The organism is Pseudomonas sp. Z1-29 (assembly GCF_051131995.1).
GTDB lineage: Bacteria > Pseudomonadota > Gammaproteobacteria > Pseudomonadales > Pseudomonadaceae > Aquipseudomonas.
Window position 1 is genome coordinate 5,051,706 of record NZ_CP071645.1, and the last position, 19,015, is coordinate 5,070,720.

Annotated in this window: 15 protein-coding genes; 4 read left to right on the forward strand and 11 right to left on the reverse strand. The window is 63.2% G+C overall.

Features of this window, described 5'->3' with window-relative positions; genetic code table 11:
• Positions 1–8: 8 nt before the first annotated feature.
• The 3 genes from J3P84_RS23045 to pmbA all read right to left on the reverse strand — a co-directional run bounded on the left by J3P84_RS23045 (position 9) and on the right by pmbA (position 3,379).
• Positions 9–1,385: a class II fumarate hydratase gene (locus tag J3P84_RS23045; RefSeq protein ID WP_434626107.1), complete on the reverse strand. Its 1,377-nt coding sequence runs from the start codon at positions 1,383–1,385 to the stop codon at positions 9–11.
• Complete coding sequence (locus J3P84_RS23050) at positions 1,378–1,773, reverse strand: FagA protein (protein ID WP_434626109.1); 396 nt, start codon at positions 1,771–1,773, stop codon at positions 1,378–1,380. Before J3P84_RS23050 ends, J3P84_RS23045 begins: the two co-directional genes overlap by 8 nt.
• Positions 1,774–2,032: 259 nt before the next feature.
• Positions 2,033–3,379 (reverse strand): metalloprotease PmbA, encoded by a 1,347-nt coding sequence (pmbA, locus tag J3P84_RS23055; RefSeq protein WP_434626111.1) that lies wholly within the window; start codon positions 3,377–3,379, stop codon positions 2,033–2,035.
• Between the two features lie 108 nt (positions 3,380–3,487).
• On the opposite strand from pmbA, the gene yjgA reads away from it, so the two are divergent.
• Positions 3,488–4,012 (forward strand): ribosome biogenesis factor YjgA, encoded by a 525-nt coding sequence (yjgA, locus tag J3P84_RS23060; protein ID WP_014336624.1) that lies wholly within the window; start codon positions 3,488–3,490, stop codon positions 4,010–4,012.
• A gap of 155 nt (positions 4,013–4,167) precedes the next feature.
• Here the strand turns inward: yjgA and tldD are convergent, their stop codons facing one another.
• From tldD to mreB, 8 genes are all read right to left on the reverse strand, one after another.
• Positions 4,168–5,610, reverse strand: coding sequence for a metalloprotease TldD (gene tldD / locus J3P84_RS23065; RefSeq protein WP_434626113.1), 1,443 nt, complete (start codon positions 5,608–5,610; stop codon positions 4,168–4,170).
• A 5-nt stretch (positions 5,611–5,615) separates the two neighbouring features.
• The gene (locus J3P84_RS23070; RefSeq protein ID WP_434626116.1) at positions 5,616–6,479 is read right to left on the reverse strand and encodes a carbon-nitrogen hydrolase family protein; all 864 of its coding nucleotides are present in this window, start codon (positions 6,477–6,479) and stop codon (positions 5,616–5,618) included.
• A gap of 144 nt (positions 6,480–6,623) precedes the next feature.
• Positions 6,624–10,427, reverse strand: coding sequence for a YhdP family protein (locus tag J3P84_RS23075; protein WP_434626118.1), 3,804 nt, complete (start codon positions 10,425–10,427; stop codon positions 6,624–6,626).
• A 61-nt stretch (positions 10,428–10,488) separates the two neighbouring features.
• Entirely contained in the window at positions 10,489–11,946 is a 1,458-nt protein-coding gene (gene rng, locus J3P84_RS23080) for a ribonuclease G (protein ID WP_434626120.1), read from the reverse strand.
• A 57-nt stretch (positions 11,947–12,003) separates the two neighbouring features.
• Positions 12,004–12,600 carry a Maf family protein gene (locus tag J3P84_RS23085; protein WP_434626122.1) on the reverse strand — a complete coding sequence of 199 codons (597 nt, stop codon included), beginning with the start codon at positions 12,598–12,600 and terminating at the stop codon, positions 12,004–12,006.
• Positions 12,601–12,763: 163 nt separating this feature from the next.
• The gene (mreD, locus tag J3P84_RS23090; RefSeq protein WP_305496816.1) at positions 12,764–13,252 is read right to left on the reverse strand and encodes a rod shape-determining protein MreD; all 489 of its coding nucleotides are present in this window, start codon (positions 13,250–13,252) and stop codon (positions 12,764–12,766) included.
• Positions 13,249–14,325: a rod shape-determining protein MreC gene (gene mreC / locus J3P84_RS23095; RefSeq protein WP_434631493.1), complete on the reverse strand. Its 1,077-nt coding sequence runs from the start codon at positions 14,323–14,325 to the stop codon at positions 13,249–13,251. Before mreC ends, mreD begins: the two co-directional genes overlap by 4 nt.
• A gap of 187 nt (positions 14,326–14,512) precedes the next feature.
• On the reverse strand, positions 14,513–15,550 hold the full coding sequence (mreB, locus tag J3P84_RS23100; protein ID WP_002555108.1) for a rod shape-determining protein MreB: 1,038 nt from the start codon (positions 15,548–15,550) through the stop codon (positions 14,513–14,515).
• Between the two features lie 214 nt (positions 15,551–15,764).
• Between mreB and gatC the strand changes: the two genes are divergently transcribed.
• From gatC to gatB, 3 genes are read left to right on the forward strand one after another with little or no spacing between them, the layout of a single operon-like run.
• The gene (gene gatC, locus J3P84_RS23105) at positions 15,765–16,052 is read left to right on the forward strand and encodes an Asp-tRNA(Asn)/Glu-tRNA(Gln) amidotransferase subunit GatC (RefSeq protein ID WP_434626124.1); all 288 of its coding nucleotides are present in this window, start codon (positions 15,765–15,767) and stop codon (positions 16,050–16,052) included.
• 16 nt (positions 16,053–16,068) lie between these two features.
• Positions 16,069–17,520, forward strand: a complete 1,452-nt coding sequence (gene gatA / locus J3P84_RS23110; RefSeq protein ID WP_434626126.1) for an Asp-tRNA(Asn)/Glu-tRNA(Gln) amidotransferase subunit GatA — start codon at positions 16,069–16,071, stop codon at positions 17,518–17,520.
• Between the two features lie 10 nt (positions 17,521–17,530).
• Positions 17,531–18,976: an Asp-tRNA(Asn)/Glu-tRNA(Gln) amidotransferase subunit GatB gene (gatB, locus tag J3P84_RS23115; RefSeq protein WP_434569815.1), complete on the forward strand. Its 1,446-nt coding sequence runs from the start codon at positions 17,531–17,533 to the stop codon at positions 18,974–18,976.
• Positions 18,977–19,015: the final 39 nt, after the last annotated feature.

Consider the following 19,015-nt stretch of genomic DNA (forward strand, 5'->3'; position numbering starts at 1 on the left):
TGTCGGGGTTACACACCACCGGCGGTGAGCTTTTCCGGGTCCAGCAGGATCTCCAGTTCGGCGCGCGACAGGTCGGTGTGTTCCAAGGCGACATCGATCACCGGGCGACCTTGCTGATAAGCCTTCTTGGCTATTTCAGCGGCCTTCTGGTAACCAATGATCGGATTCAGTGCCGTGACCAGGATAGGATTGCGCGACAGCGCTTCCTTGAGCCTGGCTTCGTTGACCTTGAACGTGGCGATGGCCTTGTCCGCCAGCAATCGGCTGGCGGTGGACATCAGGGCGATGCTGCTCAGCAGGTTCTGGGCGATGATCGGCAGCATCACGTTGAGTTCGAAATTGCCCGACTGGCCGGCGATGGTAATCACCGTGTCGTTGCCGATGACCTGGGCCGCGACCATGGCGGTGGCTTCGGGAATGACCGGATTGACCTTGCCGGGCATGATCGAGGAGCCCGGCTGCAGGCCTTCGAGCTCGATCTCGCCCAGGCCGGCCAGCGGCCCTGAGTTCATCCAGCGCAGGTCGTTGGCGATTTTCATCAGCGACACGGCAGTAGTCTTGAGCTGCCCGGAAACCGCCACGGCAGTGTCCTGGGAGCCGATCAGCGCGAACAGGTTCTTGCCCGGGGTGAATTGCAACTGGGTCAGTTGCGTCAGCTGCTGGCTGAACAATTCGGCGAAGCGTGGATGGGCATTAACGCCGGTGCCAACCGCCGTACCGCCCTGGGCCAGGGACTGCAGGCTCGGCAACAGATCCTGCAAGTGGCCGATGTTGGCCTTGAGCTGTTGCGCCCAACCGTCGAGCACCTGGCTCAAGCGCACCGGCATGGCATCCATCAGGTGGGTGCGGCCAGTCTTTATGAAGGGGTGGACTTCTTCGGCCTTGCGTTCGATCACCTGGACCAGGTGCAACAGCGCCGGCAGCAATTGCTCGTGCAGGGCCAGCGCGGCGCTGACATGAATACTGGTGGGGATGATGTCGTTGCTGCTCTGGCCACAATTGACGTGGTCATTCGGGTTGACCACCTCTCCCAGCAAGCGGCTGGCAAGCGTGGCAATCACTTCGTTGGCGTTCATGTTGGAACTGGTGCCGGAGCCGGTCTGGAAGATATCCACCGGGAAATGCGCCATGAAGTCGCCTTCGAGCAGGCCCTGGGCCGCATCGACGATGGCTTTGCCCTGGGCGACGCTGATTTGCTCCAACTCGACATTGGCTCGTGCGGCGGCGGCCTTGGCCAGGATCAGGGCACGAATGAACTGCGCCGGCATGCGCTGGCCGCTGACCGGAAAATTATCCACCGCGCGCTGGGTCTGCGCGCCATAGAGTGCGTCCACGGGGACCTGAAGTTCACCCATGCTGTCGCGTTCGATACGGGTATTACTCATCGGGAAATCCTTGCTCCAGTTCAATAAGAGAAATCGACGGCTCCAGCGCGCAGGTAGCCAGCGCCCAGGCATGGCTTTGCCAACGCTTGAGGCGGCAGCGGCAAAGCGCCTGCCGCTCAAGTTCACGCAACGGGCGCCAGGCTTGATCCAGGCAGAGGTTGCGCCAGTGCCAGGGCAGCGCGACATCCGAAGCGGTGTCGAGCAACAGCCGGAAGGCAGTTTCGCCAATCATCCACGGCGACGTGGCGGTGCAGCAGGCCAGGTAGCGCCCCTCGGCCAGGTAGTGTTCGATCAGCCGCGGCTCGTCCGGGCTCATCGCGCAGCGGATCTGGCGGCTCATCCAGCGCCAGTTTTCAAGGTAGGGTTGTTCGTGCAGGGCAAGACTCATGACCGGGGCTCAATCGGCGAATGAGATTCATTATTAGATGATAATAAGAACCAACACAACAGCAAGATAGCACTCACCGTCGTGGCGAGGGAGCTTGCTCCCGCTGGGTCGCGCAGCGGCCCCAGGATTTTGCGGTCGCTGCGCAACCGAGCGGGAGCAAGCTCCCTCGCCACAAAAGCTCTCTTGCCGCGGTTTTCTGTGGGTACAAAAAAGGCGCGTCATCCCAACGGATGACGCGCCTTTTTTGATGCGATGAGTTTCAGCTACCCGCCACCATCATTCGCTCGATCAGCACCGAGCCGGTGCGGATGTTGCTGCGCAGCTCCAAGTCGCTGCCCACCGCCACGATCTGCTTGAACATATCGCGCATGTTGCCAGCAATGGTGACTTCCTGGACCGGGAACTGGATCTCGCCATTTTCGACCCAGAACCCCGCCGCGCCACGGGAATAATCGCCGGTCACCATGTTCAAGCCATGCCCCATCAGCTCGGTGACCAACAACCCACGCCCCATGCGCCGCAGCAGCGCTGCCTGGTCTTCCTCGCCATGAGTGACGAACAGGTTGTGCACGCCACCGGCGTTAGCGGTGCTCGGCATGCCCAATTTGCGACCCGAATAGGTGCCGAGGATGTACGAAACCAGCTCGCCGTTTTCCACGAACGGCTTGGCATAGGTGGCCAGGCCATCCCCGTCGAAAGCCGAACTGCCCATGGCCTGCATCAGGTGCGGACGCTCGTCGATGGTCATCCATTCCGGAAACAGTTTCTGGCCCAGCGCGCCTTCGAGGAACGAGGATTTGCGGTACAGGTTGCCGCCGGACACCGCCGACAGGAAGCTGCCGAACAAGCCACCGGCCAACTCGGCGGAGAACAGCACCGGCACCTCACAGGTCGGCACAGGCCGCGCGCCCAGGCGACTGGCGGCCCGTTGCGCAGCCTTCTGACCGATGCTCACCGGGTCCGCCAGCAATGTGCCCTGGCGACTCACGTCGTACCAGTAGTCGCGCTGCATCTGCCCGTCAGCCTCGGCGATCATCACGCAGCTGAGGCTGTGGCGGGTCGATGCGTAACCGCCGATGAACCCATGACTGTTGCCATAGACGCGGCAACCCTGGTGGGTGTTGAGCGTAGTGCCGTCGGCATTCTTGATCCGGCTGTCGGCGTCGAATGCCGCCGCTTCGCAGCGCAGTGCCTGCTCGATGGCCTGCTCGGGCGTGATGTCCCAGGCGTGGAACAGATCGAAGTCCTTGAGCTCCTTGCACATCAGCGCGGCATCGGCCAGACCGGAGGCTTCGTCTTCGGACGTATGCTGGGCAATCGCCAATGCAGCGGCGACTGTTTCGCGAATGGCGTCAGGGCCGCTGGCCGAGGTGCTGGCCGAGCCCTTGCGCTGACCCACGTAGAGGGTAATGCCAAAGCCCTGGTCGCGATTGAATTCGACGGTCTCCACTTCGCGTTGGCGCACCGACGTCGACAGCCCCTGCTCCAGCGACACCGCCACTTCGCACGCACTGGCGCCCTGTCGCCTGGCTTCGGCGAGGATCTGCTCGACCTGTTCCTGCAGTGCCGGCAATGCTTGCGGGCCGACGCTTTGAACTGCACTCATGGTGTTCTCCACTCAAATTCTGCTTTCGGTAATGGCCATCGAGCGACCGGGCCGGACAAGCGGCCCCCGACTGGTTATCATGGCGGCGTTTCTTTGCGGACTGCCACCATGGTTGATTCTTACGACGACTCCCTCTACGAGGGTGAAAAAAGCAAATCCCAGGTCAAACGCGAGCTGCATGCTCTGGTTGACCTCGGCGAGCGCCTTACAACACTCAAGCCTGACTTGCTGGCCAAACTGCCCTTGACCGACGCCTTGCGCCGGGCCCTGGCCGATGCGCCCAAGCACACCGCGAATATCGCGCGTAAACGGCACCTGCAATTCATCGGCAAGCTGATGCGCGACCAGGACACTGACGCCATCCTGGTTCTGCTCGACCAGCTCGATGCCTCCACCCGGCAGTACAACGAGCGTTTCCACAACCTGGAACGCTGGCGTGATCGCCTGATCGCAGGCGATGACGGCACTTTGGAAAAATTCGTCATCGACTACCCGGAGGCCGATCGCCAGCAACTGCGCTCGCTGATCCGTCAGGCCCAGCACGAACTGGCGCAGAACAAGCCGCCGGCGTCGAGCCGTAAAATCTTCAAGTACATCCGTGAGCTGGACGAGACTCAACGCGGCCTGCGCTGATCGTAACAGCTTGACTCCTCTGCAAGAGGCGGCAGTTACCGTGGCGAGGGAGCTTGCTCCCGCTCGGTTGCGTAGCAACCGCATTGGGGCTACTGCGTAGCCCGGCGGGAGCAAGCTCCCTCGCCACGATGACGTGCGCACATCCTTGAATATTTTTATGCGCCCGTGCCACCCACGGTAATCGCATCGATCTTCAGTGTCGGCTGACCGACGCCTACCGGCACCGACTGACCGTCCTTGCCACACGTGCCCACGCCGCTGTCCAGCGCCAGGTCGTTACCGACCATCGACACCTTGCTCATCGCCTCCGGCCCGTTGCCGATCAACGTCGCGCCCTTGACCGGTGCGGTGATCTTGCCGTCTTCGATCAGGTAGGCCTCGCTGGTGGAAAACACGAACTTGCCGCTGGTGATGTCCACCTGGCCGCCGCCGAGATTGGCGCAGTAGATGCCCTTCTTCACCGACGCGATGATTTCCGCCGGATCACTCTGGCCGCCGAGCATGTAGGTGTTGGTCATGCGCGGCATGGGCAGGTGCGCGTAAGACTCGCGGCGACCGTTGCCGGTGCGGGCCACGCCCATGAGGCGGGCATTGAGCTTGTCCTGCATGTAACCCTTGAGCACGCCGTTCTCGATCAGCGTGGTGCATTCGGTCGGGGTGCCTTCATCGTCGACGCTCAGCGAACCACGACGCCCGGCGAGCGTGCCGTCGTCGACGATGGTGCAGAGTTTCGAGGCGACCATCTCGCCCATGCGCCCGCTGTAGGCCGAACTGCCCTTGCGGTTGAAGTCACCTTCCAGGCCGTGACCCACGGCTTCGTGCAGCAGCACGCCGGACCAGCCGGAGCCGAGCACCACTGGCAACGTGCCGGCCGGGGCCGGGACGGCCTCCAGGTTCACCAGCGCCTGGCGCAGCGCTTCGCGGGCGTAACCCATGGCGCGGTCTTCGCTGAGGAAATAACGATAGTCGGTACGACCACCACCACCGTGGCCACCGCGCTCACGGCGACCGTTCTGCTCGACGATCACGCTGACGTTGAAACGCACCAGCGGCCGCACATCCGCCGCCAGGCCACCGTCGGTGGAGGCCACCAGAATCCGCTCCCAGACCCCGGCCATGCTCACCGATACCTGCTGGATACGCGGGTCGAGGGCACGCGTGGCGACGTCAATGCGCTTGAGCAGCTCGACCTTTTCGGCGCGACTCATGACTTCCAGTGGGTTGTCCGGCGCATACAGCTGGGCCACGTCCTGGCTGCTGAACGCCTGGACCGTGCCATTCTGCCCGGCCCGGGAAATCGAGCGAGCCGCACGAGCCGCGGCGCCGAGGGCCTCAAGGGTGATGGCGTTGCTGTAGGCAAACCCGGTCTTTTCGCCGGATTGGGCACGCACGCCCACACCCTGGTCGAGGTTGAAACTGCCTTCCTTGACGATGCCGTCTTCCAGCGACCAGGACTCGGAAATCTGTCCCTGGAAATACAGGTCGGCCGCATCGATGCCCGGACCGGCCAGGTCGCCCAGCACGCCTTGCAGGCTTTCGAGGGTCACGCCGCCGGGGGCTAAAAGGTGTTCACTGACTGAGGACAACAACCCGCTCATATGTTTTACGCCTTGAATTCGTCGTCTTGGACAGGTCGCTGTCGAGCGCCCTGCGAGAAAAAGCGCCGGTGGCTCGCCACCGGCATGCGCGCCCGGATGGACGCCTGTTCACTGTCGTCGCGCTCGGCCAGCAGCACGGCCTCGCCTTGATCCTGTTGCGCCAGCACACGCCCCCACGGGTCGACTATCGCGGCATGGCCAAAGGTTTCCCGGGGCCCCGGATGCAACCCACCCTGGGCGGCCGCCAGCACGTAGCACTGGGTTTCGATGGCCCGGGCGCGAATCAGTACGTCCCAATGCGCAGCGCCGGTCACCGCGGTAAACGCCGAAGGCGCGGTAATCAGCTCGGCCCCGGCCGCCCGCAACTCGCTGTAGAGCTCGGGGAAGCGCAAGTCGTAGCAGACCGTCAGGCCAACCCGGCCCACCGGTGTGTCGGCAACCACCACGTTGCCGCCATAAGCATAGTCATCGGATTCGCGGTAACGACCGCGATTGTCGGCCACGTCCACGTCGAACAGGTGCAGCTTGTCATAACGCGCGACGATCTCGCCCTGGTCGTCCACCAGCAACGAACATGCATGGGCCTTGGCCTCGGGCTGGCCCACCGGGGGCAACGGCAACGTGCCGGCCACAATCCATAACCTGAGGTCGCGCGCGACCTGTTTCAACCACGGCAGGATCGGACCCTGACCAAAGGCTTCGGCCCGCGCGATATCGGCAACGTCCCGCCGGCCCATGGCCGCGAAGTTTTCCGGCAGCACCGCGAGCCGTGCGCCACCCGCCGCGGCCTGCTCCAGCAACACCCGGGCACGGGCCAGGTTGGCAAGCACATCGCTCTGGCTGACCATTTGAATCACGGCGACTGGCATGGTGCCTCCTTATTTTTCTTATGCCTCATTGCCCCTGTGAGAGCGAGCTTGCTCGCGATAGCGGTGCATCAGTCACCTCTTCCTTTGCTGACCCGGCGCTATCGCGAGCAAGCTCGCTCCCACAAGGGGGCTTCGCATTTTCTGTCAAAACGGCTTGTCGAAAGTGATCTTCGGCTCTTTCCACGGCCCCTTGACGTCGTATCTTACGCTGGCAAAACGCGCGACGCGGTCGCCGATCAGCTTGTCGATCAGAAACAGCGCCCCACCCACCGCCGGTGCGCCGACGATCAACGCGGCGATCGGCAGGTTATTGGTGACGGGCAGGGTTACCAGCAGCTTGGCATCGACCCGGTCAGCCACCATGTCCAGCGTTCCGTTGAGTTCCAGGTTGCTCGAAGGTCCGGTCAGGGTAATCGGCTCACGAGTCACGTATACACCACTGCTCGCCACCAGCAGGCCCTTGACCCGATCGTAGCTCAGCCCCTTGCCGAACAGATCGGAGAAATCCAGGCGCAAGCGCCGGCCGATGGAGTTGAAGTTCAACAGGCCGAAAACCCGCAAGGCCTGCGCGCTGCCTTCGACTTCGACGAACTGACCCTTGTTGAGTGACGCATCGAGGCTGCCGGAGAAACGCTTGGTGGCGACCCATGCAGGCGAACCGGGCCAGCGTCCGTCGACGTCCAGATGGAATTCCTGGCTTGTCACGCTAGGCGCAAACCCCCAGCCCTTGAGCACATCGGCGAGGTTCTTGCCCTTGATCCGGCCTTTGTACCAACTGCTGGTGGAACCGGGCAGGCCCTCCCAGGCGCCATTGCCATGCAGGACCATGCCCTTGAGCCCCATGTCCAGATCATTCAGCGCGATGCCCTTGCCCGTCGGCCGGACTTTCAGCGACCAGGCACCAATGAGATCAGGCCCCTGGAACAACTGGTCGATGGCGATATCCATCGCCGGGATTTTGCTCGGGTCGACCGAGGCCAGCGGGTCCGGGGCGTTTTCGTCGGCCTGGACCGTCGGGTCCGCGGCCGGCAGGCGCACATAGTCGAGGCGGATCCCGATTGGCGCGGCCTTCGCATCCGGCAGGTTGACGCTGCCCTTGGCCTGCTGGCTATCGAGCCGCAGGGCCCAGGCATCAGCCTTGCGGTCCAACTGTACCGAGGCCTGGTCAAGCGTCGTGCCCATCGCGGTGAGCTTGCCAACCTTGAGATCGGCACTGCTGAGCACCTGCCGGGCACTGCCGCCCGGGTCCTTGCCGGCATATTTGCCCAACAGATCCTGCCAGGGGCTCACGTCCAGCTCCGACAATGTGCCGCGCAGCCGCAGCCCCTTGGCGCCAGGCAGAACCGCCTCGCCGGCGCCCAGCAGCAATTCGCCACGCCCGTCAGCGATTTTTCCGCTCGGCGCGGCGTAAGTGAAACTGGCCACGTCGCCATAGTCGACCCAGTAGCGCCGCTCCGCCCCTTGCAACGTCATACGGAACACCGTGTCGCGCCCGACATCCGCAGCCATGCCGAAGGGCGCCGGCAGATCCACCGCCACGCCCTTGAGATCGGAGCTGACCGATAATTGGCTGTCGGCACCGTTGAGCGTCACTTGCAACTGATAGGGAACCACGCCGGAGATGGGCAACGGCTGGGTCACGCTCAACCAGTCCGTAAGCTTCTTGACCTCGACCCGCCCGGACGCCACCACCCGTGTGTCGAGCGCACCGGCACGGCCCTCGGCAAAAATCTGCGCGCTTACCGGCCGGTCGAATGCCCGGGCCGCGATGTTCTTGCCACTGAGCCCCTTGTTGCTGTCGAAACGGAAGTCGCCCTTGAGCTGGGTCAGCTCCAGCGCCGGCTCACTTAGCTTGAGCCGGGCCTTGTCGGTACTGAAATCCACCAGGATCTTCGGCTGTTCACCTTTGGCCAGCGGGATATCCAGGTTCACCTTACCTTGCAGGTCGCCCTCGCCTTCCCAACCGGCGAAGGTCTCGGCCGTGCCGATGGGTGCGGTCTGGAGGATTTTCAGCCCGTCGCCCAATACCCCGGCAAAGCCGCCGTCCAACAGCAGATGGACATTCTGCCCGGACGGCGCATGGGGAATGGTTACCGCAACATCCTTGACCTGGGTGTCCAGCAGTTGCCCCTGGCTGGCATAGATACGTACGCCGCTGTCCTCGACAAAGACGTCGCCGCTGACCTTGCTGACCGAAGGCCAGCCCGGCTGGAACGCCAGCTCGGCGTCATGCACCTTGAAAAACAGGCTGATGCTGCGAGACGCGTCCTCGGCACCTTTGTTCAGCGAGCCCTGGTACTGGAAAAAACCCTCGTCCACCGCGCCCTTGACGATGGCGGTGCGCAACCATTCATCCAGCGCCGGACTGAGGACGGCCGGCAGGTACTTGGCGGTGTAGCGCCCGTCACCGTCCACCAGGCCGACCCGCAGGTCCATGTAGTCTTCCTGGCTGTGGTCGAAATGCAGGCGGATCAGGAAGTCGCCGGCAATCCGCCCTTCCTCTCCCAGCACCTTCAAGTACGGTGCGATCAGGGTGAACCCCTGCTTGTCGAGCTTCCAAGTCAGCCGGGCATTGGCCTGCAAGTATTGCCAGGGCTTGGCGAAAATCGGGTCCAGGTGCAGGGAAAAATCCTTGCTGTCCATGCGCAGCTCACCGCCGCCGAGGTCACCGCTGAGGCTGCCTGAGACGTTGCGCGCCGCCGGGGCGCCGCGATAGGCGTCAAACCCGACCGTGTCCAGATTGGTGGCGAAGCTGATTTTCTGATCACCGGTGTTCTGTGGCCGGTAATCCAGCAACACGTTGCGCAGGCCACCGGTCACCTTGAGCCGGTCGATCGCCGTGGCGACACCTTCGGGCAATGGCGCCAGGGCATTGAGCAACGGCGTGAGCGGCGTCAGGTCAAGGCGATCGGCCTGCACGTGCCAACGCTCCTCGACCTTCTCGGTGGCGCTGTTCTGTTGCAACTGCAGGCGTGTTTCCCAGCGCGTCTCACCCAGGTTCATCGCCAGCGAGTCGAAGGTCGCGGTGAACCCCTGGCTGCTGCGCTGGAAATATCCGTTGAGGGCCAGGTTGTGGATTTGCACGGGCCTGCGATCGGCATAGGCGCCCTGGATCTGTGGCGCGTTCAACCGCACGGCGGCACTTTGCACCGTGCCCTCTCCCCAACTGAGCCAGAATTCCCCACCGGCCTTGATCTCGGCAAAATTCCACTGCCGGGTCAGGCGTTTCGGCAGCCATTTCGACCAGTCGCTTTGCGGCAGGCTCAGGTAGGCGTCGGCCTCGCCATTTCGCCAATCGCTGGCGCGGATACGGGTGCGCAGGTTGAGCGCCACGGGCTGGCCGTCAGGCAGGGTAATACGTGCGTCCAGGCGCTGGCGAGCCGGACCGGTGCGCAAGCTCAGACCAACATAGGTCAGGCTCAGCGGCGGATGGTCCAGCGGTTGCAAGGTGACCTGACTGTCGAGCACCGACAGTTTTGAAATCATCTGCATGCGTTCAAGCAATTGCTGCGGATCGAGCGGCTGATCGTCCTTCACCGGCAGGCCTTCAAGGGACCATTTGCCGTCAGCGCCCTCTTTCAGGCTGACCTTCAGGCCGCTGACTTCCAGATGAGCGATGCGCACCTGGCGAGCCAGCAGGCTGTCCCACACCGCAGGCACGGCACGTACCTGATCCAGGTGCAAGGCGTTGGGCCCCTCGCCGACTACCACGTCGCGCGCCGCCAGGACGGGCGCCAGGGCGCTCCAACTGCCTTCGAGGCTACCAACGTGCACGGGAATGCCCAACGCTTCGCCGGCCCGGCTCTCGGCTTCACCGCGATACTCGGCCACCAGCGGGATCAACTCCCGGCCGAGGCTGACATACAGGGCCAGCAGTATCAGCAGCAGCGCACACAGGCCCAGCCCCCAGCGAGTCAGCGTCCCCATAAGGCGTGTCAGACGCTCCATGTCAGCGGGCTCCCCTGGCAAAGGCATTCATATTCGCGGCCCTGGCGCTGCGCGCGCCGCTTCAGAGCAACACCACGTCGTACTGTTCCTGGGAATACATGGTTTCCACCTGGAAGCGAATCGTGCGCCCGATAAAGGCCTCCAGTTCCGCGACGTTGCCGGACTCCTCATCCAGCAGGCGATCCACCACCTTCTGGTTCGCCAACACTCTATAGCCGGTGGCTTGGTAGGCGCGCGCCTCCCGGAGGATTTCCCGGAAGATTTCGTAACACACGGTTTCCGGAGTCTTCAACTTGCCCCGGCCCTGGCAACTGCTGCACGGCTCGCACAGCACCTGCTCAAGGCTCTCGCGGGTGCGCTTGCGGGTCATCTGCACCAGGCCCAGTTCGGTAATGCCGATGATGTTGGTCTTGGCGTGATCGCGTTCGAGCTGTTTTTCCAGGGTCCGCAGCACCTGGCGCTGGTGCTCTTCGTCTTCCATGTCGATGAAGTCGATGATGATGATCCCGCCCAGGTTACGCAGGCGCAGTTGCCGGGCGATGGCCGTGGCCGCTTCAAGATTGGTCTTGAAGATGGTTTCCTCAAGGTTGCGATGGCCGACGAATGCACCGGTATTGACGTCGATGGTGCTCATCGCCTCGGCCGGATCGACCACCAGGTAACCGCCGGATTTGAGCGGCACCTTGCGTTCAAGGGCTCGCTGGATTTCATCTTCGACGCCGTACAGATCGAAAATCGGCCGCTCGCCAGGGTAGTGCTCCAGGCGGTCGGCGATTTCCGGCATCAGCTCGGCGACGAATTGCGTGGTTTTCTGGAAGGTTTCCCGGGAGTCGATACGGATTTTTTCGATCTTCGGGCTGACCAGGTCCCGCAGGGTCCGCAGGGCCAGGCCCAGGTCCTCGTAGATCACACTCGGCGTGGCGATGGTCTTGATCTGCTCGGCGATCTGGTCCCAGAGCCTGCGCAGGTAGCGGATATCCATGAGGATTTCATCGGCCCCGGCGCCCTCGGCGGCCGTGCGCAGGATGAAACCGCCGGCCTCCTTGATGCCTTCTTTCTCAATGCAGTCGCTGACAACCTTCTTCAGACGCTCGCGTTCGGCTTCGTCCTCGATCTTCAGGGAGATGCCAACGTGGGCGGTGCGCGGCATGTACACAAGATAGCGCGACGGAATCGACAACTGGGTGGTCAGGCGCGCGCCCTTCGAACCGATGGGGTCCTTGGTGACCTGCACCACCAGGCTCTGGCCTTCATGGACCAAGGCGCTGATGCTCTCTACCGCCGGCCCTTCGCGCATCGAAATTTCCGAGGCGTGGATGAACGCCGCGCGGTCCAGGCCGATATCGACGAAGGCCGCCTGCATGCCCGGCAGCACCCGTACCACCTTGCCCTTGTAGATATTGCCGACGATGCCGCGTTTTTGCGTACGCTCGACATGGACCTCTTGCAGGACGCCGTTTTCAACCACCGCCACGCGCGATTCCATCGGCGTGATGTTGATCAGGATCTCTTCACTCATGGCAGGGTCTCGTTCAGGCATATTCACGATTTATGGCCGCATCTGGTCAGACGGCGCTCAGCGCGCGCTCAAGGTTTGCCAACAGGGTATGCCGAAATGGCCGAGCAGTTCTGCGGTTTCGCATAGTGGCAGGCCGACCACGGCCGAATAACTGCCTTCGAGGTCGGCGATGAACACCGCGCCCAGCCCTTGGATACCATAGCCGCCCGCCTTGTCCCGGGGTTCGCCGCTGGCCCAATAGGCAATCGCTTCCTGCTCCGTGACCGGGCGAAAGCGCACCCGACTGCGAACCACCCGGGATTCGCAACGCTGGCCATCGAGCACGGCAATCGCGGTCAATACCTCATGGTCGCGACCGGACAGGCTCAGCAGCATCGACTTGGCATCGGCCTCGTCCTGAGGCTTGCCGAGAATCCGGCCATCCAGTACCACCGCGGTATCGGCACCCAGCACACAGCAATCGGTGCCGTTCTGCAACGAGTGCAGCCCGGCCTCGGCCTTGCCCCGCGCCAGGCGCTCGACATAGGCCGATGGGGTTTCGTGGTCGAGGGGAGTTTCGTCGATGTCCGCGCCGATCGCGGTAAAGGGAACGCCGATCTGCGTGAGCAATTCACGCCGACGCGGCGAGCCCGAGGCAAGGTAAAGCGGTTTCATCAAGACATCTCCCTTGTACGCGCCGGCTTTTGTGGCGAGGTAGCTTGCTCCCGCTCGGTTGTGCAGCAACCGTAAAAATGGGGCCGCTACGCAGCCCAGCGGGAGCAAGCTCCCTCGCCACTGGGATGTAGGTATTCAAAAAAGTCTAGAGATCCCGACCGCATCAGTTGATCTTGAAACGCAGGCGCAAGCCACGCAAACCGAAGCTGACCCAAGGCCAGAGCAACGCACTGACCAGGGCCGGCAACACCAGCGCCAGCGTCGGCTGACGATTGCCGGTCAGTGCGCTGAGCCACAATTGCACCAGTTGCGCCAGGCCAAAGATCACTAGGATCACCAGGCTCTGCTGCCACATGGGAAACATCCGCAGGCGCTGTTGCAGCGAGAGCACCAGGAAAGTGATCAAGGTCAGGATAAGCGCGTTCTGCCCCAGCAACGTGCCATAAAGCACATCTTCGGTCAGGCCCAGGCACCAGGCGGTGACCATGCCGACCTTGTGCGGCAAGGCCAGCGCCCAGAAGGCCAGCAGCAAGGCCAGCCACAACGGACGCAGGATCTCCATGAACTGCGGCAGCGGCGACACACTGAGCAACAGGCCGATGGCGAAGGTCAGCCAGACCATCCAGCCGTTACCGGATCGAGTACTGCTCATTCTTCTCGTGCTCCCCTGGTCGCCGGTGTAGCGGCGGGTGTCGAGGCCGGTGGCTTGGCCGCGGGCCGTGCAGGTTGGGATGTCGTCGCATGGGCGGCCGGCCGGGCGGGCGTCGCAGCGGGTGCGGCCGGCGGGGTGGTTGCCGTGACGGGCGCCGCCACTTGGGGTTTTGGCACCGTGGCCGGGACCGACGCGGGTGCAGGTGCGGGCGCAGGCGCAGCAGGCGCCGTCGACTCGCCACCCTGCCGATCCTGGACTTCCTGGGCCACGGCGGCGTCATTGGCGCGCTCTTCAGGCGTGCGGTTGTCGCTGAACACCAGCAGCAGGTAACGGCTACGGTTCAGCGCGGCCGTGGGCACCGCCCGGACAATGGCGAATGGCTGACCGGAATCGTGGATGACTTCCTTGACCGTCGCCACCGGATACCCCGCCGGGAATCGCTGGCCAAGACCCGAGCTGACCAGCAGGTCGCCTTCCTTGATGTCGGCGGTGTCGGCCACATGCCGCAGCTCCAGGCGCTCAGGATTACCGGTGCCGCTGGCAATCGCCCGCAAGCCGTTGCGATTGACCTGCACCGGAATGCTGTGGGTGGTATCGGTCAACAGCAGCACGCGGGAGGTATAGGGCATCAGCTCGACCACCTGCCCCATCAGGCCACGGGCATCGAGCACCGGCTGGCCGAGGACCACGCCGTCGCGCTCACCCTTGTTGATGATGATCCGGTGCGTGAAGGGATTGGGGTCCATGCCGATCAACTCGGCGACCTCGACCTTCTCATTGACCAGCGCCGAGGAGTTGAGCAACTCGCGCAGCCGCACGTTCTGCTCGGTGAGGGCCGCGAGCTTCTGCATGCGCCCCTGCAACAGCAGGTTTTCGGTCTTGAGTTTTTCGTTTTCGGCGACCAGTTCGGTGCGGCTGCCGAACTGGCTGGCCACACCCTGCCACAGCCGCTGCGGCAGGTCGGTGATCCAGTAGGACTCCATCAACACCAGCGACATCTGGCTGCGCACCGGCTTGAGCAGCGTGAAGCGGGCATCGACCACCATCAGCGCGACCGATAGCACGGCCAACACCAGCAGGCGTACGCCCAATGAGGGGCCTTTGGCAAAAAGCGGTTTAATAGGCCGCTCCTCCCAGGCAAATGTTGTCTTTATTCATACGGCATCAACCGGCCTGGATACGAATGACAGAAGATAAACGCCAACGGGCAGCACTGCAAAGTGCTGCCCGGAAGCGAACAACATAGACGATCCCGCCAGCTTATTCGCTGGAAAGCAGGTCCATGGTGTGCTTGTCCATCATTTCCAGCGCACGGCCACCGCCGCGGGCAACGCACGTCAGCGGGTCTTCGGCGACGATCACCGGCAGGCCGGTTTCCTGGGCCAGCAGCTTGTCGAGGTCACGCAGCAGCGCACCACCACCGGTCAGCACCAGGCCGCGCTCGGCGATGTCCGACGCCAGCTCCGGCGGCGACTGCTCCAGGGCGCTCTTGACCGCCTGCACGATAGTCGCCAGCGACTCTTGCAGCGCCTCGAGCACTTCGTTGGAGTTGAGGGTGAAGGCGCGAGGAACGCCTTCGGCCAGGTTACGGCCGCGCACGTCGACTTCACGCACTTCGCCGCCCGGGTAGGCGGTGCCGATTTCCTGCTTGATGCGCTCGGCGGTGGATTCGCCGATCAGGCTGCCGTAGTTGCGGCGCACGTAGGTGATGATCGCTTCGTCGAAACGGTCGCCGCCGACACGCACGGACTCGGCATAGACCACGCCATTCAGGGAGATCAAGGCGATTTCAGTGGTACCGCCACCGATATCGACGACCATCGAACCGCGGGCTTCTTCCACCGGCAGGCCGGCACCGATGGCAGCGGCCATCGGCTCTTCGATCAGGAATACTTCACGGGCACCGGCACCGAGGGCCGATTCGCGGATGGCGCGACGCTCCACCTGGGTGGATTTGCAGGGCACGCAGATCAGCACGCGAGGGCTGGGCTGCAGGAAACTGTTTTCGTGAACCTTGTTGATGAAATACTGCAGCATCTTTTCGCAGACGCTGAAGTCGGCGATCACGCCATCCTTCATCGGGCGAATGGCTGCAATGTTGCCCGGTGTGCGGCCCAGCATGCGCTTGGCTTCAGTACCGACAGCCACGACACTTTTCTGGTTACCGTGGGTGCGGATGGCCACGACCGAGGGTTCATTCAGGACGATACCGCGCTCGCGCACGTAAATAAGGGTGTTGGCAGTGCCCAGGTCGATGGAAAGATCGCTGGAAAACATGCCACGCAGTTTCTTGAACATGGGAAAGGGACCCTAGGCAACGCGTGGGTAAAAAAGTGCGGCAAACTCTAACAACGACAGGGATTTTGGGCAAGGCGCCAATATGTTAAATTGGCCGCTTTTCTGTGCACCAAACCCCGAGATCGCGGCCGTAGGGCCGTAGAAATGCGGTAGTGTTCCGACAATCTAACACACGGACAGACTGCGTCCGTTTTGTTTTCCACTGGAGAATCCCATGGCGCTTGAACGCTCCGACGTGGAAAAAATCGCTCATCTGGCCTGTCTGGGCCTCAATGAAGCCGATCTTCCACACATTACTTCTGCCCTGAACAGCATTCTAGGGCTGGTCGACGAGATGCAGGCGGTCGACACCGACGGTATCGAGCCGCTGGCCCACCCACTGGAAGCCAGCCAGCGCCTGCGCGCCGACGTCGTCACCGAGTCCGATAACCGCGAGGCCTACCAGGCCATCGCACCGGCGGTCGAAAACGGCCTGTACCTGGTTCCGAAAGTCATCGACTAAAGGGAAAGAGCCTCTCATGCATCACATGACCCTGGCCGAGATCGCCCGCGGACTCGCCGACAAGAAATTTTCCTCCGAAGAGCTGACCAAGGCCCTGCTGGCGCGCATTGCCCAGCTCGACCCGCAGCTCAACAGCTTCATCAGCCTCACCGAAGAACTGGCCCTGAGCCAGGCCAAGGCCGCCGACGCCCGTCGCGCCAACGGTGAGAGCGGCGCCCTGCTCGGCGCGCCGATCGCCCACAAGGACCTGTTCTGCACCCAGGGCATCCGCACCAGTTGCGGCTCGAAGATGCTCGACAACTTCAAGGCCCCGTACGACGCCACCGTGGTCGCCAAGCTGGCCGCCGCTGGCGCCGTGACGCTGGGCAAGACCAACATGGACGAATTCGCCATGGGTTCGGCCAACGAATCCAGCTACTACGGCGCGGTGAAAAACCCCTGGAACCTGGAACACGTACCGGGCGGTTCGTCCGGTGGTTCCGCTGCCGCCGTGGCTGCGCGCCTGTTGCCGGCGGCCACCGCCACCGACACCGGCGGCTCGATTCGCCAGCCGGCGGCGTTCACCAACCTCACCGGCCTCAAGCCGACCTACGGCCGCGTCTCGCGCTGGGGCATGATCGCCTACGCCTCCAGCCTCGACCAGGGTGGCCCGCTGGCACGCACCGCCGAAGACTGCGCAATCCTGCTGCAAGGCATGGCCGGGTTCGACCCGAACGATTCCACCAGCATCGATGAACCGGTGCCGGACTACAGCGCCAGCCTCAACGGCTCGCTGCAAGGCCTGCGGATCGGCGTGCCGAAGGAATACTTCGGTGCCGGCCTCGATCCGCGCATCGCCGAACTGGTTCACAACAGCGTCAAGGCGCTGGAAAAGCTCGGCGCGGTGATCAAGGAAATCAGCCTGCCGAACATGCAGCACGCGATTCCGGCGTATTACGTGATCGCCCCGGCGGAAGCCTCCTCGAACCTGTCGCGCTTCGACGGCGTGCGCTTCGGCTATCGCTGCGAAAACCCGCAGAACCTGGTCGACCTGTACAAGCGTTCCCGTGGCGAAGGCTTCGGCGCCGAAGTGCAGCGCCGGATCATGGTCGGCGCCTACGCGTTGTCCGCCGGCTACTACGACGCCTACTACCTCAAGGCGCAGAAAATCCGCCGCCTGGTGAAAAACGACTTCATGGCCGCCTTCAACGAGGTCGACATCATCCTCGGCCCGACCACGCCGAACCCGGCCTGGAAGCTCGGCGCCAAGAACAGCGACCCGGTCGCCGAGTACCTGGAAGACGTCTACACCATCACCGCCAACCTCGCCGGCTTGCCGGGCCTGTCCATGCCGGCCGGCTTCGTCGATGGCCTGCCGGTGGGCGTGCAGCTGCTCGCGCCGTATTTCCAGGAAGGCCGCCTGCTCAACGTGGCGCACCAGTATCAGTTGAACAGCGACTGGCACACCCGCACCCCAACCGGCTTCTGAGGAGAAACACATGCAATGGGAAGTCGTGATCGGGCTGGAGATTCATACCCAGCTCACCACCCGATCGAAAATCTTTTCCGGTAGCTCGACCACGTTCGGTTCCGAGCCCAACACCCAGGCCAGCCTGGTAGACCTGGGCATGCCCGGCGTATTGCCGGTGCTCAACGCCGAAGCGGTGCGCATGGCGGTGATGTTCGGCCTGGCGATCGACGCCGAGATCGGCCAGCACAACGTGTTCGCCCGCAAGAACTACTTCTACCCGGACCTGCCCAAGGGCTACCAGATCAGCCAGATGGAACTGCCGATCGTCGGCAAGGGCCACCTGGACATCGCCCTGGAAGACGGCACGGTCAAGCGCGTCGGCATCACCCGTGCGCACCTGGAAGAAGACGCCGGCAAGAGCCTGCACGAAGAATTCAACGGCGCCACCGGCATCGACCTGAACCGTGCCGGCACGCCGCTGCTGGAAATCGTCTCCGAGCCGGACATGCGCAGCGCCAAGGAAGCCGTGGCCTACGTCAAGGCGATCCACGCATTGGTGCGCTACCTGGGCATCTGCGACGGCAACATGGCCGAAGGCTCGCTGCGCTGCGACTGCAACGTGTCGATCCGGCCCAAGGGCCAGACCGAGTTCGGCACCCGCTGCGAGATCAAGAACGTCAACTCGTTCCGCTTCATCGAGAAGGCGATCAACAGCGAGATCCAGCGCCAGATCGAACTGATCGAGGACGGCGGCAAGGTCATCCAGCAGACGCGCCTGTACGATCCGAACAAGGACGAGACCCGTCCGATGCGCAGCAAGGAGGAAGCCAACGACTACCGTTACTTCCCCGATCCGGACCTGCTGCCGGTGGTCATCGAGAACTCCTTCCTCGACGAAGTGCGCGCCACCCTGCCGGAACTGCCGCCGCAAAAGCGCGAGCGCTTCCAGGCGCAGTTCGGGCTGTCGAGCTATGACGCGAACGTCCTGGCCACCAGCCGCGAACAGGCCGATTACTTCGAGAAAGTCGTGAGCATCGGCGGCGACGCCAAGCTGGCGGCCAACTGGGTGATGGTCGAACTGGGCAGCCTGTTGAACAAGCAGGGCCTGGAAATCGACGAGTCGCCGGTCTCGGCCGAGCAACTGGGCAGCATGCTGTTGCGGATCAAGGACAACACCATTTCCGGCAAGATCGCCAAGATGGTCTTCGAAGCCATGGCCAATGGCGAAGGCAGCGCCGACGAGATCATCGAGAAGCGCGGCTTGAAACAGGTCACCGACACCGGTGCGATCAGCGCCGTGCTTGATGAAATGCTCGCGGCCAATGCCGAGCAGGTCGAACAGTACCGCGCGGCGGACGAAGCCAAGCGCGGCAAGATGTTCGGCTTCTTCGTCGGCCAGGCCATGAAAGCCTCCAAGGGCAAGGCCAACCCGCAACAGGTCAACGAACTGCTAAAAAGCAAGCTCGAGGGCTGATGGCCATGGAGCCAGTCTTCCAATCTGGCTCACCCCCCT

Excerpts from the sequence above, each read along its gene's own strand:
- J3P84_RS23045 (WP_434626107.1), bottom strand. The coding sequence starts at position 1,385 with ATGAGTAATACCCGTATCGAACGCGACAGCATGGGTGAACTTCAGGTC.
- J3P84_RS23050 (WP_434626109.1), bottom strand. The coding sequence starts at position 1,773 with ATGAGTCTTGCCCTGCACGAACAACCCTACCTTGAAAACTGGCGCTGG.
- pmbA (WP_434626111.1), bottom strand. The coding sequence starts at position 3,379 with ATGAGTGCAGTTCAAAGCGTCGGCCCGCAAGCATTGCCGGCACTGCAG.
- yjgA (WP_014336624.1), top strand. The coding sequence starts at position 3,488 with ATGGTTGATTCTTACGACGACTCCCTCTACGAGGGTGAAAAAAGCAAA.
- tldD (WP_434626113.1), bottom strand. The coding sequence starts at position 5,610 with ATGAGCGGGTTGTTGTCCTCAGTCAGTGAACACCTTTTAGCCCCCGGC.
- J3P84_RS23070 (WP_434626116.1), bottom strand. The coding sequence starts at position 6,479 with ATGCCAGTCGCCGTGATTCAAATGGTCAGCCAGAGCGATGTGCTTGCC.
- J3P84_RS23075 (WP_434626118.1), bottom strand. The coding sequence starts at position 10,427 with ATGGAGCGTCTGACACGCCTTATGGGGACGCTGACTCGCTGGGGGCTG.
- rng (WP_434626120.1), bottom strand. The coding sequence starts at position 11,946 with ATGAGTGAAGAGATCCTGATCAACATCACGCCGATGGAATCGCGCGTG.
- J3P84_RS23085 (WP_434626122.1), bottom strand. The coding sequence starts at position 12,600 with ATGAAACCGCTTTACCTTGCCTCGGGCTCGCCGCGTCGGCGTGAATTG.
- mreD (WP_305496816.1), bottom strand. The coding sequence starts at position 13,252 with ATGAGCAGTACTCGATCCGGTAACGGCTGGATGGTCTGGCTGACCTTC.
- mreB (WP_002555108.1), bottom strand. The coding sequence starts at position 15,550 with ATGTTCAAGAAACTGCGTGGCATGTTTTCCAGCGATCTTTCCATCGAC.
- gatC (WP_434626124.1), top strand. The coding sequence starts at position 15,765 with ATGGCGCTTGAACGCTCCGACGTGGAAAAAATCGCTCATCTGGCCTGT.
- gatA (WP_434626126.1), top strand. The coding sequence starts at position 16,069 with ATGCATCACATGACCCTGGCCGAGATCGCCCGCGGACTCGCCGACAAG.
- gatB (WP_434569815.1), top strand. The coding sequence starts at position 17,531 with ATGCAATGGGAAGTCGTGATCGGGCTGGAGATTCATACCCAGCTCACC.